Annotated in this window: 12 protein-coding genes; 5 read left to right on the forward strand and 7 right to left on the reverse strand. The window is 67.8% G+C overall.

The window, feature by feature from the left end:
- Position 1: 1 nt before the first annotated feature.
- The 4 genes from K6L26_RS01910 to K6L26_RS01925 form a co-directional block, all read right to left on the reverse strand.
- Positions 2-1,207 (reverse strand): FAD-dependent oxidoreductase, encoded by a 1,206-nt coding sequence (locus K6L26_RS01910; protein ID WP_036390767.1) that lies wholly within the window; start codon positions 1,205-1,207, stop codon positions 2-4.
- Positions 1,200-3,371, reverse strand: a complete 2,172-nt coding sequence (helR, locus tag K6L26_RS01915; RefSeq protein WP_109748971.1) for an RNA polymerase recycling motor ATPase HelR — start codon at positions 3,369-3,371, stop codon at positions 1,200-1,202. Before helR ends, K6L26_RS01910 begins: the two co-directional genes overlap by 8 nt.
- Before the next feature lie 106 nt (positions 3,372-3,477).
- Positions 3,478-6,012 carry a DEAD/DEAH box helicase gene (locus K6L26_RS01920; protein WP_064895002.1) on the reverse strand — a complete coding sequence of 845 codons (2,535 nt, stop codon included), beginning with the start codon at positions 6,010-6,012 and terminating at the stop codon, positions 3,478-3,480.
- Between the two features lie 55 nt (positions 6,013-6,067).
- A complete protein-coding gene (locus K6L26_RS01925) occupies positions 6,068-6,541 on the reverse strand; it encodes a carboxymuconolactone decarboxylase family protein (RefSeq protein ID WP_064895003.1) in 474 nt (157 codons plus the stop codon).
- A gap of 86 nt (positions 6,542-6,627) precedes the next feature.
- Between K6L26_RS01925 and K6L26_RS01930 the strand changes: the two genes are divergently transcribed.
- The gene (locus tag K6L26_RS01930; protein ID WP_043370125.1) at positions 6,628-7,482 is read left to right on the forward strand and encodes an adenylate/guanylate cyclase domain-containing protein; all 855 of its coding nucleotides are present in this window, start codon (positions 6,628-6,630) and stop codon (positions 7,480-7,482) included.
- Here K6L26_RS01930 and K6L26_RS01935 read toward each other — a convergent pair.
- On the reverse strand, positions 7,436-8,128 hold the full coding sequence (locus K6L26_RS01935) for a cutinase family protein (protein ID WP_036390772.1): 693 nt from the start codon (positions 8,126-8,128) through the stop codon (positions 7,436-7,438). The genes K6L26_RS01930 and K6L26_RS01935 overlap by 47 nt on opposite strands.
- Positions 8,129-8,200: 72 nt before the next feature.
- Here K6L26_RS01935 and K6L26_RS01940 point away from each other — a divergent pair, with 72 nt between their 5' ends.
- Together K6L26_RS01940 and K6L26_RS01945 are read left to right on the forward strand one after the other, a co-directional pair.
- Positions 8,201-8,578, forward strand: a complete 378-nt coding sequence (locus K6L26_RS01940) for a nuclear transport factor 2 family protein (RefSeq protein ID WP_019347464.1) — start codon at positions 8,201-8,203, stop codon at positions 8,576-8,578.
- A gap of 24 nt (positions 8,579-8,602) precedes the next feature.
- Complete coding sequence (locus K6L26_RS01945; RefSeq protein ID WP_064895005.1) at positions 8,603-9,322, forward strand: NUDIX hydrolase; 720 nt, start codon at positions 8,603-8,605, stop codon at positions 9,320-9,322.
- A gap of 1 nt (position 9,323) precedes the next feature.
- On the opposite strand, the gene K6L26_RS01950 is transcribed toward K6L26_RS01945, so the two are convergent.
- Complete coding sequence (locus K6L26_RS01950) at positions 9,324-9,764, reverse strand: flavin reductase family protein (protein ID WP_064895048.1); 441 nt, start codon at positions 9,762-9,764, stop codon at positions 9,324-9,326.
- 141 nt (positions 9,765-9,905) lie between these two features.
- Here K6L26_RS01950 and K6L26_RS01955 point away from each other — a divergent pair, with 141 nt between their 5' ends.
- Both K6L26_RS01955 and K6L26_RS01960 read left to right on the forward strand, forming a co-directional pair.
- Positions 9,906-11,087 carry a zinc-dependent alcohol dehydrogenase gene (locus K6L26_RS01955; protein ID WP_036390779.1) on the forward strand — a complete coding sequence of 394 codons (1,182 nt, stop codon included), beginning with the start codon at positions 9,906-9,908 and terminating at the stop codon, positions 11,085-11,087.
- Between the two features lie 36 nt (positions 11,088-11,123).
- Entirely contained in the window at positions 11,124-11,801 is a 678-nt protein-coding gene (locus K6L26_RS01960) for a DsbA family oxidoreductase (protein WP_174551556.1), read from the forward strand.
- On the opposite strand, the gene K6L26_RS01965 is transcribed toward K6L26_RS01960, so the two are convergent.
- Positions 11,798-12,532, reverse strand: a complete 735-nt coding sequence (locus tag K6L26_RS01965) for a TetR/AcrR family transcriptional regulator (RefSeq protein ID WP_047037051.1) — start codon at positions 12,530-12,532, stop codon at positions 11,798-11,800. The genes K6L26_RS01960 and K6L26_RS01965 overlap by 4 nt on opposite strands.
- Between the last annotated feature and the right edge of the window lie 51 nt (positions 12,533-12,583).

The raw sequence follows: 12,583 nt of genomic DNA on the forward strand, positions 1-12,583 counted from the left end.
CCTAACGGCGGGCCGGCAGAGGGACATGTTCGGGACGCACGCCGGTGCCCACCAGGTAGGCCGGGAACGCGGTCAGCTGCGGCAGCCGGCGCACGATACGCACCAGGGCTCCGGGTGGGGTGATGTCAGCGCCGGCCATCACCGGGGCCATCACCTGGCGATGCAGGATGCGTTGCAGGCCTTGGGTAACGGTGGTCGGCAGGGCGCGCCGGCGCTGCACGGCGGCCAGGTCGGACTCGGTGACCCGGTGCTCGCGCAGCGGCTGATACAGCAGGCGTGCCGCGGCGGCCGCATCTTGGATCGCGACGTTGATTCCGACCCCGCCCACCGGCGACATGGCGTGCGCGGCATCGCCGATGCACAGCAGGCCGTCCCGGTGCCACCGTCGCAGGCGGTTGAGCTGGACGTCGAGATGTTTGACATCGTCCCAGGAGGTCAGCGTCGCCGTGTCCGCCTCGGGGATCAGCTCGGCGAGTTCGGCGTGGAAGGCGTCGAGGCCGCGCGCCCGCAGCTGCCTGTCGCTGCCCTTCGGGATCAGGTAGGCCACCTGGAAGTAGCCGGTGCGGGGAATCATGATCAGGGCACGACCGGGTGCGGTACGGGGGATGAGCGAGTACTGGCCGTCCTCGGTGCGCGGCAACCGAAACCACCACACGTCGAAGGGAACCGGGTAGTCGCGGGTACTCAGCCCGGCTGCCCGGCGTACCACCGAGGTGCGCCCGTCGCAGGCCATGGTGAGCTCGGCGCGCAGTTCACCGTCCCCATCGGGGCTGGTGTAGCGCACGCCGGTGATCCGGTCGCCCTCCCGCAGCAGGCCGGTCACCTCGGTCCGCATGCGCAGGGTGAAGTTGGGCTCACTACGGCCCGCATCGGCCAGCAGGTCGAGGAAGTCCCACTGCGGCACCATCGCCACGTACGGATGGGGCTGGCGTAGCCGCCGGAAGTCGACCAATGTCACCGGTCGGCCGTCGACCGGGAACTCCGCCTTCTCCACCTTGCTGTAGCCGATCTTGTCGAATTCGCCGAACAGTCCCAGCTCGTCGAGCATCCGCATGGTGCTCGGATGCACGGTGTCGCCCCGGAAGTCGCGAAGGAAATCGGCGTGCTTCTCCATGACGGTGACCGCGACCCCGCAACGGGCCAGGATCAGCCCGAGCATCATCCCGGCGGGGCCGCCGCCGACGATCGCACAGGTCGTGTCAGACATCGACCAGTCCGTTCAGTGCTGCGGGTAGCGGTTCGGTGTGCAGTACCCCGAGGCGCTGGGTCGCGCGGGTGAGGGCGACGTACAACTCGGCGGCACCGCGGTCCCCGTCGGCCAGGATGCGGGCGGGCTCCACCACCAGCACCGCGTCGAACTCGAGGCCCTTGGTTTCCGACGGCGCGACGGCGCCGGGCACCTCGGGCGGACCGATCACCACGCTGGTGCCCTCTCTGCCGGCTTCGTCCTGCACGAATTGTTCGACAGCAGAGGGGATCTCGTCCGCGGTCAATCGGCGTGACCAGGGCTGCACGCCGCACGACCGCACCGACTCGGGCGGTTGTACGTCCGGGGCGAACTCGGCAAGCACCGCGCCGGCCACGGCCATGATCTCGGCCGGGGTGCGGTAGTTGACCGACAGCGTCCGGTAGACCCACCGGCCCGGCACGTACGGCTCGAGCATGGCGCCCCAGGACCTGGCCCCGGCAGCCGAGCGGCGCTGAGCCAGGTCGCCGACCACTGTGAAGGATCTCCGCGGGCAGCGACGCATCAGCACCCGCCAGTCCATCTCGGACAGCTCCTGGGCTTCGTCGACCACCACATGACCGTAGGTCCAATCCCGGTCGGCCGCAGCACGTTCGGCCAGTTCCCGGGTGTCGCGTTCGAGGAACCGCTCGGCCAGGTCCTCGGCGTCGATCAGGTCGGCGGCCAGCAGGTGGTCCTCGTCGTCCATCAGATCCTCGCGGGCGACCATCAGGTCGAGCACCCCGGCGGCGTACGCGGCTTCCTCACGTCGTTCGCGTTCGGCGGCCTCCTCACCGGCCTTGTCCCGTCCCAGCAGGTCGACCAGTTCGTCGAGCAGCGGTACATCCGAGACGGTCCAGGCGTCGCCCTCGGCGCGGAACAACCGGGGATCGGCTCCGGCTGCCGACAGTCGTTCGGGCGACGAGTACAGGGGCGCGAGCAGGGTTTGCGGGGTGAGGATCGGCCATAACCGGTCGAGAGCCGCGGCGAACGCGGCATTGTCGTCGAGTTCGCTGACCACGCTGGCCCGCAACTCTTCCCAGGCCGCCTTGTCCGCGCGGGTCAACCAGCCTTTGCCGATGCGCGCCACGGCACGTTCGGTCAGGACATAGGTGACGATGTCGCGGAAGGTGGGCCGGGCCTCGTTGTGCGGCAGCCCGGTCTCGCGGGCCTCTTCGATCGCCCACTGCGTGGTTTCGGCATCGATGCGCACCGTGACGTCGGGCAGGTCGATGTAGATCGGCTCGTCGGGCACCTCCTGGCGATCGGCCACGGCGGCGGCCAGCACGTCGAGCATCTTCAGCGAGCCCTTGAGCTCCGCCACCTCGGGCGCGTCCTCGGCGCTGACGTGCAGTCCGGGCACCAGGTCACCCGGTGTCATGAACACCGCGTCCGACTCGCCCAGTGACGGGAGCACTCGGCCGATGTGGTCCAGGAACGCCTCGTTGGGGCCGACCACCAGCACGCCGTGCCGTTCGATGCGCTCGCGGTGGGTGTAGAGCAGATAGGCCACCCGGTGCAGCGCCACCACGGTCTTGCCGGTGCCTGGTCCGCCCTCGACCACCAGCACACCGGTGTGCTCGTTGCGGATCACCTCGTCCTGTTCGGCCTGGATGGTCGCCACGATGTCGCGCATGCCCTCGCCGCGAGGGGCGTTGACCGCGGCCAGCAGCGCGGCGTCCTCATCGCCTCCGTCGCCGTCGGTGGGCCGGCCCAGTACCTCGTCGGTGAAATCTAGGACGCGGCGGCCGAGCGTGCGGAACTGGCGTCGCCGGCGCATGTTCTCCGGGTTGGCCCCGGTCGCGGTGTAGAACGGCCGGGCCAGCGGTGCCCGCCAGTCCAGCAGCAACGGTTCGTAGTCGTTCTCGCGGTCGAACAGGCCCAGGCGCCCGACATAGAGATGTTCTCCGGCAACGGTTTCGAGCCGCCCGAAACACAGGCCGTTGTCGGCCACATCGAGCCGGTTGGCTTCCTTGGCCAGCGCGCGGACCTCGGCGTCGCGTTCCACCGCGGTACCGCCGTGCTCGCGCAGAGCGGTGCGGTACCGGTCACGCACCCGGGCCCGCTCGGCGTCCAAGCGGGCGTACAGCCCGTCGACATAGATCTGTTCGGTCTGTACTTCGGCGTCGTGATCGTCAGCTGGCACGTGCTCCTCGTTCATCCTCGGCATGTTCAGGCCAGCGATTGTGCGCCATCACCCCGGCCTTGCCGCAAGGCCCCGGGGTCGCGATAAAATGGGACCTAGCAATCGCCTATCCCATCCGTCCGGCATCGATGATCCGGAGCACCGCGGCACCTTCCTCGTCGCTGGCGGCGAGGTCCACTTCCACGTCGAAGCCCCAATCGTGATCTCCGGCAGGATCATCCAGGATCTGTCGTACTCGCCACACCTGCGGCTGCCGGTCGAAGATCAGCAATGCCGGCCCACGTGCGTCGGCGCCGGTGCGCACCTCGGCGTGCTCGTCGAAATATTCGTCACCGATGTCGGCCCACCGATCGGCGGTCCAACCTGACGCGGCATCCAGGGCGCCCAGCTCGTCCCAGCGGGCCCGGGCGAACAACTCCACCCGCCGGAACAACGCGTTGCGCACCATCGCGGTGAACGCGCGCTCGTTGCCGGTCAGCGGACGCGGCCGGACGGGCACGGCCACCGGCACATCGTGCGGCTGATCGGGGCTGGTGAGCTGCTCCCATTCGTCGAGCAGGCTGGAATCCACCTGGCGCACCAGTTCTCCCAACCATTCGACGATGTCGGCCAGCTGCTCGGTGCGGGCGCCGGCGGGCACTCCCGAGCGCAGCGCCTTGAACGCATCGGACAGGTAGCGCAGCACCGCGCCCTCGGAGCGGGTCAAGCCGTAGAGGCTGATGTATTCGCGGAAGGTCAGGCCCCGCTCCCACATTTCACGGACCACCGACTTGGGGGACAGGTGCCCGTCGGCCGCCCACGGGTTGGTCTGGCGATACACCTCGTAGGTGTGCTCGAGCAGTTCGGCCAGCGGTTTCGGGTAGGTGACCTCGTCGAGCAGTTCGATGCGCTCGTCGTACTCGATCCCGTCGGCCTTCATCTGGGCCACCGCCTCGCCCCTGGCCTTGTTCAGCTGGGCGGCCAGGATCTGGCGGGGATCTTCCAGGGTGGCCTCGATCACCGAAACCACGTCCAGCGCATAGCTTTCCGCCGTAGGGTCGAGGACGTCGACGGCGGCCAGCGCGAAGGTGGACAGCGGTTGGTTGAGCGCGAAGTCCGGAGGCAGGTCGACCGTGAGCCGGTAGCGGCGACCGTCGGCCTCGGGTTGATCGAGCCGTTCCACCACGCCGGCCTGCAGCAGCGACCTTGCGATGCCCACGGCCTCCCGGATGTGCTTCAGCTGACGCTTGCGCGGTTCATGGTTGTCGGTGAGCAGTCGGCGCATCGCCTCGAACGGATCGCCGGGACGGTCCACGACGTCGAGGATCATGGCCGTCGACACCCGCATGTTGCTGGTCAACGCTTCGGGTGCGGCGTCGATCAGCCGGTTCATGGTGTTCTCACCCCACGGCACCATGCCCTCGGGGGCCTTGCGCCGCACCAATTTTCGTCGCTTCTTCGGGTCGTCGGCCACCTTGGCGAACTGTTTGATGTTCTCGACCTCGTGGTCGGGTGCCTGCACCACGACGGTGCCCACGGTGTCGTACCCGGCCCGTCCGGCCCGCCCGGCGATCTGGTGGAACTCGCGGGCATTGAGCAACCGCATCCGGGTGCCGTCGTATTTGGACAGGGCGGAGAACACCACGGTGCGGATCGGCACGTTGATGCCGACGCCGAGAGTGTCGGTGCCGCAGATCACCTTGAGCAGCCCGGCCTGGGCCAACTGCTCCACCAGGCGGCGGTATTTGGGCAGCATGCCGGCGTGGTGGACGCCGATGCCGTGCCGCACCAGCCGCGACAGCGTCGATCCGAATGTCGTCGAGAAACGAAAGCTGCCAATGTGTTCGGCGATCGCGGCCTTCTCTTCCTTGGTGCAGACGTTGACGCTCATCAACGCCTGGGCTCGTTCCAGCGCCGACGCCTGGGTGAAGTGCACGACGTAGATCGGTGCCTGCTTGGTCTCGAGCAGATCGGCGATGGTCTCGTGCATAGGGGTGGTGGCGTACGAGTAGAACAACGGGACCGGGCGCTGCGCGCCGGTGACCAACGCCGTCTCCCGGCCGGTGCGCCGGGTCAGATCCTTGCGCAGGAACGTCACGTCGCCCAACGTCGCCGACATCAGTAGGAACTGGGCTTTCGGCAGTTCCAGCAGCGGTACCTGCCAGGCCCAGCCGCGGTCGGGGTCGCCGTAGAAGTGGAACTCGTCCATTACCACCAAGCCGATGTCGGCATCGGCACCCTCCCGCAGCGCGAGGTTGGCCAGGATCTCGGCGGTGCAGGCGATGATCGGCGCGTCGGCGTTCACCGATGCGTCCCCGGTGAGCATGCCGACGTTGTCGGCCCCGAACACATCGCACAGCGCGAAGAACTTCTCGCTGACCAACGCCTTGATCGGGGCGGTGTAGAAACTGACGCGGTCCGTGGCGAGCGCCGCATAGATCGCCCCGGTGGCCACCAGCGACTTGCCCGATCCGGTCGGCGTCGCGAGGATCACGTTCGCCCCGCTGACCAGTTCGATCAGCGCCTCTTCCTGTGCGGGGTACAGCGTGGTGCCGTTGGCCTCGGCCCACGCGGCGAAGTCGGTGAACAGCGTGTCGGCGTCGCCGCCCTTGGCTTGCAGTGCCGAGAGGTCGCCCGGATCGTCGAGCAGGGGAGTGGTCATGTTGGTAACCAGCGTGCCAGTTCACCCCTGCCGACGATCGGCCCGGTCGAGTGAGTTATCCGAACTGTCCCGGCTGGTAGTCGCCGGCGGGCATCTGAACGATCACGTTCAGGCGGTTGACGGTGTTCATGAAGGCGATCAGGCACACCAGCGCGGCCAGCTGGTCCTCGTCGTAGTGCTTGACCGCATTGGCCCACACCTCGTCGCTGACCCCGCCTGCCGCGTCGGCGATCCGGGTGCCCTGCTCGGTCAACTCCAGGGCGGCGCGTTCGGCCTCGGTGAACACCGTCGCCTCCCGCCAGGCGGCGACGAGGTGCAGGCGCTGCTGGCTCTCCCCGGCGGCGACCGCGTCTTTGGTGTGCATGTCGGTGCAGAAGGCGCAGCCGTTGATCTGGCTGGCGCGCAGCGCCACCAATTGCTGGGTGGTCTCGGGGAGCGCGGAGTCGGTGATCACCTTGCCCGCCGCGGTGACGTACTTGAGCATCTTGGTGGCGGTCGCGTTCTCGAAGAGGTTCAAACGAGCATCCATGTGCCCTCCTATGTCGTCGGTGCGTACCCCCTCAAGACACCGCGAATCGACGGAATGTGACATCCGGCGATAATCAGCGGGTGCCGATGCCGACCACGCTCGAAGCCGTCCTGTTGGTGGTGGTCGTCGTGTTGTTCGCGGCGTTCGTCACGTTCCTGGTGCTGTTCATCGTGAGCCGGCGGCAGTTGACCAGGGCTCGCCGCGAGATCGAGCGCATGAAGCTCGAGGACGAGGACCGCCGGCGCAGGCGTCGGCGCGGGGTGGCGCCTTTGGCGATCAAGACGGTCTTCCAGACCGCGGACATGCTGATCAACAAGGGCCTGGGCGCGACGGTTCGCAACTCGATCGAGGACCTGGCCGGGTGGGCGCAGGTGGAGCGTCCGGATCTGGCCCGGCTGACCGCGGACGGGCGGGTCGTCATCGTGTTCTCCGACATCGAGGGCTCGACCGAATACAACGCCTCGATGGGTGACCGGGCCTGGGTGAAGTTGCTGGAGAAACACAACAAGCTGGTTCAGGGGCGCGTCGACAAACATGGCGGCCACGTCGTCAAAACCCAGGGTGACGGATTCATGATCGCGTTCGCCGACCCGGAGAACGCGGTGCGGTTCGCCACCGACGTGCAGTGCGCGCTCGCGGAGAACCCGCAGCGGTGGCAGGCGATCCGGGTGCGGATCGGGGTGCACATGGGCACGTCGGTGCGCCGCGGCGACGACCTGTTCGGGCTTGACGTCGCGATGGCGGCCCGGGTCGCGGGTCAGGCCGACGGCGGCGAGATCCTGGTCAGCGAACCGGTCGGCGAGGCGGTCAGGCATCTCGACGACATCGTGCTGGGTGCGCCACGAGAAGTGGAACTCAAGGGGCTACCCGGGACGCACCGGCTCTATCCGGTGCTCAGCGTCGAGCAGCGGGCGCTGGAGCCGGCTGGACGTGACGCGTAACCCATTGCGCCGCAAGTTTGATCAGGCCCGATTTCGGATAGCTGATGTGGGCGTTCCAGTCTCGGCCGAGCGAACAGATCGGGTCGTTGGTGTTGCACAGGTCGGCCGTTCTGGCGCCGAAGTCCGGGCTCATCCGGGTGAGCGGTTGCCCGAGGCGCGCCGACGGGTTGCCGAACACCACAACCGAGGCGACGCGTGGGACGACGGCGGCGGGCAGGGGCGCGCTGTAGCCGAGACCGGCAACGGGTGAGGTGGCGACGACGTCGACGACGGCAGCGCCTTGCGAGTAGCCGCCCATCACGATCTTGGTCTTGGGGCAGCGCGCCGCGGTGGCCTGGACGCGTTTGCTCATGTCGGTGGCTCCGGCCGCAGCCTTCATGAAGTCCCACGACGCGGGGTACTGCACGGCGTATGTGCCGACCGTCGAGCCTTTGACCATCGGGCGCAGCGTGTCCACGAACGCCTTGCCGACATTGCCGATGCCCGCGGGCTCGTCGGTGCCCCGGGCGAAGACGACCTCGATGTCGGGACAGTCCGGTGCGGCCGAGGCGGAAGGTATCGAGACGGGCGTCACGATCGTGCCCACGGCGGCGGCCGCAGTCACCGCTGCGACGCCCGCGAGGGCCGATACCTTACGGACACCCACGAATCACTTCTACCACTGTTTTCACAGTGATGCCCAGGCATACCAGGTTCGGGTAACGGGTATCACCTTGCGGTGACCAGCTCAGTTCTCGACGAACTCCTGCACATCGAGCGTGCCGGGTGGGATTCGTTGTGCGAGTCGACCGGCGCGGATTTCTACGGCGGCCTGATGTTGCCCGACGCCGTCATGGTGCTGGCCAACGGCATGGTGATGGACCGCAACACCGTCGTGGCCGCGTTGGCCGAATCACCGCCGTGGCGCGCCTACGAGCTCAGCGGCGTGCACGTGATCGTGCTCGACGACGACAACGCCGTCCTGGTCTACACGGGCACGGCCTACCGCGACGGACAGGAGCCCGCGTTCGTCGGCGCCATGTCCAGCGTCTACCACCGGGTCGACGGTGTCTGGAAGCTGGCGCTCTACCAGCAGACCCGCAAGCCGGACCACTGAGCGGGCTCCGCATATGGTCGAGCGGTGACGATCGCCTATGACGAAGCCCTGCGCACGCGTATCGGTGCACATCTGTCGGGGTATCAGCGCCGCGCGGTGACCGACCCGACGAAGCGGCACGCAGCCGTTGCGGTGGTACTGGTCGATTCCGAGCTGGGTGAGGACCGGGTGGACCCGGCCCCTGTCGATGAGTGGATCGGTGGCCGGCCGATGCCGGAACCCGGCCTCGACGGCCGTATGGTCGACGTGTCCGGTGGTGCCGCTTTCCTGTTGTGCCGCAGGGCTTCTCGATTGTCGTCGCATGCCGCGCAGTGGGCGCTGCCCGGTGGCCGGCTGGACCCGGGGGAAACCGCGGTCGACGCGGCGTTGCGGGAACTGGACGAAGAGGTCGGGGTGAACCTGCCCGACTCGGCGGTGCTGGGCCTGCTCGACGACTATCCGACCCGTTCCGGCTATGTCATCACCCCGGTGGTGATCTGGGGCGGCGGACGGCTGGAGCTGAGACCGTCGCCCGACGAGGTGGTCGCGGCCTACCGGGTGGGGCTGCACCAACTGCAGCGCGAGGATTCGCCGCGGTTCATCACGATTCCGGAGAGCCCGCGCCCGGTCGTGCAGATTCCGCTGGGCAACGACCTGATCCACGCGCCGACGGGCGCGGTCTTGCTGCAGTTGCGCTGGCTGGCCCTGGAAGGCCGCACCGATCCGGTCGACGAACTCGAGCAGCCGGTCTTCGCCTGGAAGTGACTCAGGCGTCGTGGCCAGGCTCCAGATCGGCCACGTCGGTGAGTTGGATCCACGACTGTGGTTCGTCGGGGGCCTGGCCGTCGACCGGATCGAGCAGAAATCCGACGTGGTCGCCGAGGTCGAACCGGTCGAGGACGACGCCCACGAACCAGGCGGGGGCGGCATCGAGGATCGGTGTCTCGGCGGTGCCCGGATGCCACTCGCACCCGGCGAACTTGTCGACCTCGTCACCCGTCTGCCCGCCGAACCATCGGGCCAACTCGAGATCGTCGCGGGCCAGCAGATGCACCCCCAGATGCGTGGCCGATTCGGCGACACCGAAAGTGTGGTTCGCCTTCGAGATGCCGACCAGGAACCGGGGCGGGTCGATGCTGGCCTGCGTGGTGAAGCCGACCAGGCAGCCCGCCGGCCCGTCTTCGCCTCGCGCCGTCACGACGAACATCGGGTAATCGAGGAGTCCGACGAATCCGTCGAAGCCTGCCCAGCTCTGTGCCACCCCACCATTGTCACCACAGCGACCCGGTTTGGTGCAGCCCTGGCGGGGTAGCCCCACGTGCGACACCGCGAGCGATGGGAGCAGAACTTGAAAGCCGTTACCTGGCACGGCCGGCGAGACGTGCGGGTCGACACCGTGCCCGACCCCGAGATTCAAGAGCCCACCGACGCGATCATCGAGGTCACCTCGACCAACATCTGCGGCTCAGACCTACATCTCTACGAGGTGCTCGGTGCCTTCATGCATCCCGGCGACATCCTGGGCCATGAGCCGATGGGCATCGTCCGAGAGGTGGGTTCCGCTGTCGGCAGCCTGTCGGTGGGCGAGCGGGTGGTCATTCCCTTCCAGATCTCGTGCGGGCACTGCTTCATGTGCGATGAGCAGCTCTACACCCAATGCGAGACAACCCAGGTCCGAGACCAGGGCATGGGCGCGGCACTGTTCGGCTACTCGGAGCTCTACGGTCAGGTGCCCGGCGGCCAAGCCGAGTACCTGCGGGTGCCCCAGGCCCAGTTCACGCACATCAAAGTGCCTGAGGGGCCACCGGATTCGCGGTTCGTCTACCTCTCGGACGTGCTGCCCACCGCCTGGCAGGCGGTCGCGTATGCCGAGATTCCCGACGGCGGCTCGGTGACGGTTCTCGGGCTCGGGCCGATCGGCGACATGGCAGCCCGCATCGCAGCGCATCTCGGTTATCGCGTGATCGCGGTGGACCGGGTCGCCGAGCGGTTGGCCCGCGCCGAGCAGCGTGGCATCACCACCATCGACCTGAGCTCACTGGACGAATCGGTGGGCGACGCGGTGCGGTCGATGACGGACGGCCGCGGCACGGATTCGGTGATCGACGCGGTCGGCATGGAGGCGCATGGCTCACCGGTGGCCTCCACGCTGCAGAAGATGACCGCGTTGATGCCCGATGCCATCGCCAAACCGCTGATGCAGACGGCCGGGGTCGATCGGCTGGACGCTTTTTACACCGCGATCGACACGGTGCGCCGCGGCGGCACCATTTCTCTGATCGGTGTCTACGGGGGCATGGCCGATCCACTGCCGATGCTCACCTTGTTCGACAAGCAGGTGCAGCTGCGGATGGGACAGGCCAACGTCAAGAAGTGGGTGGGCGACATCCTGCCGCTGCTCGGCGACGACGATCCGTTGGGCGTCGACGGTTTCGCGACCCACGTGCTGCCGCTCGACGAGGCTCCGCACGGCTACGACATCTTCCAGAAGAAGAAGGACGGTGCCGTCAAAATCATCCTCAGGCCGTAGGCGTATCGCGGCCCGCACGGTGGGAACCCGGCCGTCATGAAGATAGATGTGCAGCCGGGAACTGTCGTGGTATTCACCGACGTGGTGTGCGGGTGGTCGACCGTGGCGCTGCACCGCTTCTACGCGGCGCGGGAGAAGGCCGGCCTGACCGATGCGGTGCGGGTGGACCACCAGTTGTTCCTGCTCGAGGACGTCAACGAGTTTCCGATCCCGAAGCGCTACCTCGACAGCGAGATTCCGGTGGTGGGCGCACTGGCGCCCGAGTTCGGCTGGAAGCCCTGGCAGGGCGACGCCTCGACCTGGCCCATCACCTCGTTGCTCACCAACGAGGCGGTGCATGCGGCCAAGCGACAATCTCTGCCGGCGGCAGAGCGGCTCGACATGGCGTTGCGGCACGCGTTCTTCACCGACAGCAGGCCGGTCTCCTTATTGCACGAGATCATCGGTGTGGCGCAGCGGTGCTCGGGTGTCGATGCCGGCGCCTTGCGCCGCGACCTTGAGCAGGGGACGGCCAGGGCGGAGATGATGCGGGGCTATCGCGATCACCGCGATGAGGTGCAGGGCAGTCCGCACTTCTTCCTGCCCGACGGGTCCGACGTGCACAACCCGGGCATCGAGCTGCATTGGGTGGGCGAGCCGGGCGCCGGTTTTCCCGTCGTGGATGCCGACGATCCCGCGGCGATGGACGAACTCGTGAAGCGCGCCGCCGGCTAAGGGCTGCGGGTCCGGCGGCCACGGCGGACCGTGGCGGCTACGGGCGATACCGGGCGCGGCGGCGGCTCGGGCGGCTTCAGTCGCTGAAAAGACTGCTGGATCCGATCGCGGTCACCGCCGAGGCCGACCAGGAGGTTGGTGACGTGCGGGGCGAGTACCCGTGAGACACCGGCGCCGTCGGTGCCGAAGACGCCGATGATCTCGGCCAGTACATAGCCGTGCATCATGGTCCAGATCTGGGCGGCCACGGCCACCGGATCGCCCTCGGCGATGGCTCCGATGTCCATGCAGCGCTGCACGAAGGCCGGGATCTGGGCGTATACCGAGTTGATCTCGGAGAGCTCCGCCGGATTGCCGTCCACCGTGACGTCCCGGCCTATGGGCAGTGCGATGGACGGCGAGGTGATGCCGAACATCAGCCGGTAGCGCTGCGGATAGGTCAGCGCGTACTCGCGGTAGGCCAGCCCGGAGGCGAGCAGGTCGGCCACCGGATCGTCGGTGTCGGGGCGGCGGCGCAGGTGCTCGCCGAAGCGGACGAAGGACTCCCGGACCAGGGCCTCGTACAGGCCGGGCATGCCGTCGAAGTGGGTGTAGACCGCCATCGTGGAGGCGCCGATCCGCTTGGCCAGCATGCGCGCGTTGAGTGCCTCAGGCCCGCTCTCCTCGAGAACTTGCAGGCTTTCCTCGATCAGGCTGTCGCGAATTCCCATGGTGGACATCGTCCTGGACATGCTGCCATAACAATGTTATACCTGCCAATAACATTGTTATGGACGGGGCGG

Source organism: Mycobacterium farcinogenes (genome assembly GCF_019739075.1).
GTDB lineage: Bacteria > Actinomycetota > Actinomycetes > Mycobacteriales > Mycobacteriaceae > Mycobacterium > Mycobacterium senegalense.

Excerpts from the sequence above, each read along its gene's own strand:
- K6L26_RS01910 (WP_036390767.1), bottom strand. The coding sequence starts at position 1,207 with ATGTCTGACACGACCTGTGCGATCGTCGGCGGCGGCCCCGCCGGGATG.
- K6L26_RS01920 (WP_064895002.1), bottom strand. The coding sequence starts at position 6,012 with ATGACCACTCCCCTGCTCGACGATCCGGGCGACCTCTCGGCACTGCAA.
- K6L26_RS01925 (WP_064895003.1), bottom strand. The coding sequence starts at position 6,541 with ATGGATGCTCGTTTGAACCTCTTCGAGAACGCGACCGCCACCAAGATG.
- K6L26_RS01930 (WP_043370125.1), top strand. The coding sequence starts at position 6,628 with ATGCCGACCACGCTCGAAGCCGTCCTGTTGGTGGTGGTCGTCGTGTTG.
- K6L26_RS01950 (WP_064895048.1), bottom strand. The coding sequence starts at position 9,764 with ATGTTCGTCGTGACGGCGCGAGGCGAAGACGGGCCGGCGGGCTGCCTG.
- K6L26_RS01960 (WP_174551556.1), top strand. The coding sequence starts at position 11,124 with ATGAAGATAGATGTGCAGCCGGGAACTGTCGTGGTATTCACCGACGTG.
- K6L26_RS01965 (WP_047037051.1), bottom strand. The coding sequence starts at position 12,532 with ATGTCCAGGACGATGTCCACCATGGGAATTCGCGACAGCCTGATCGAG.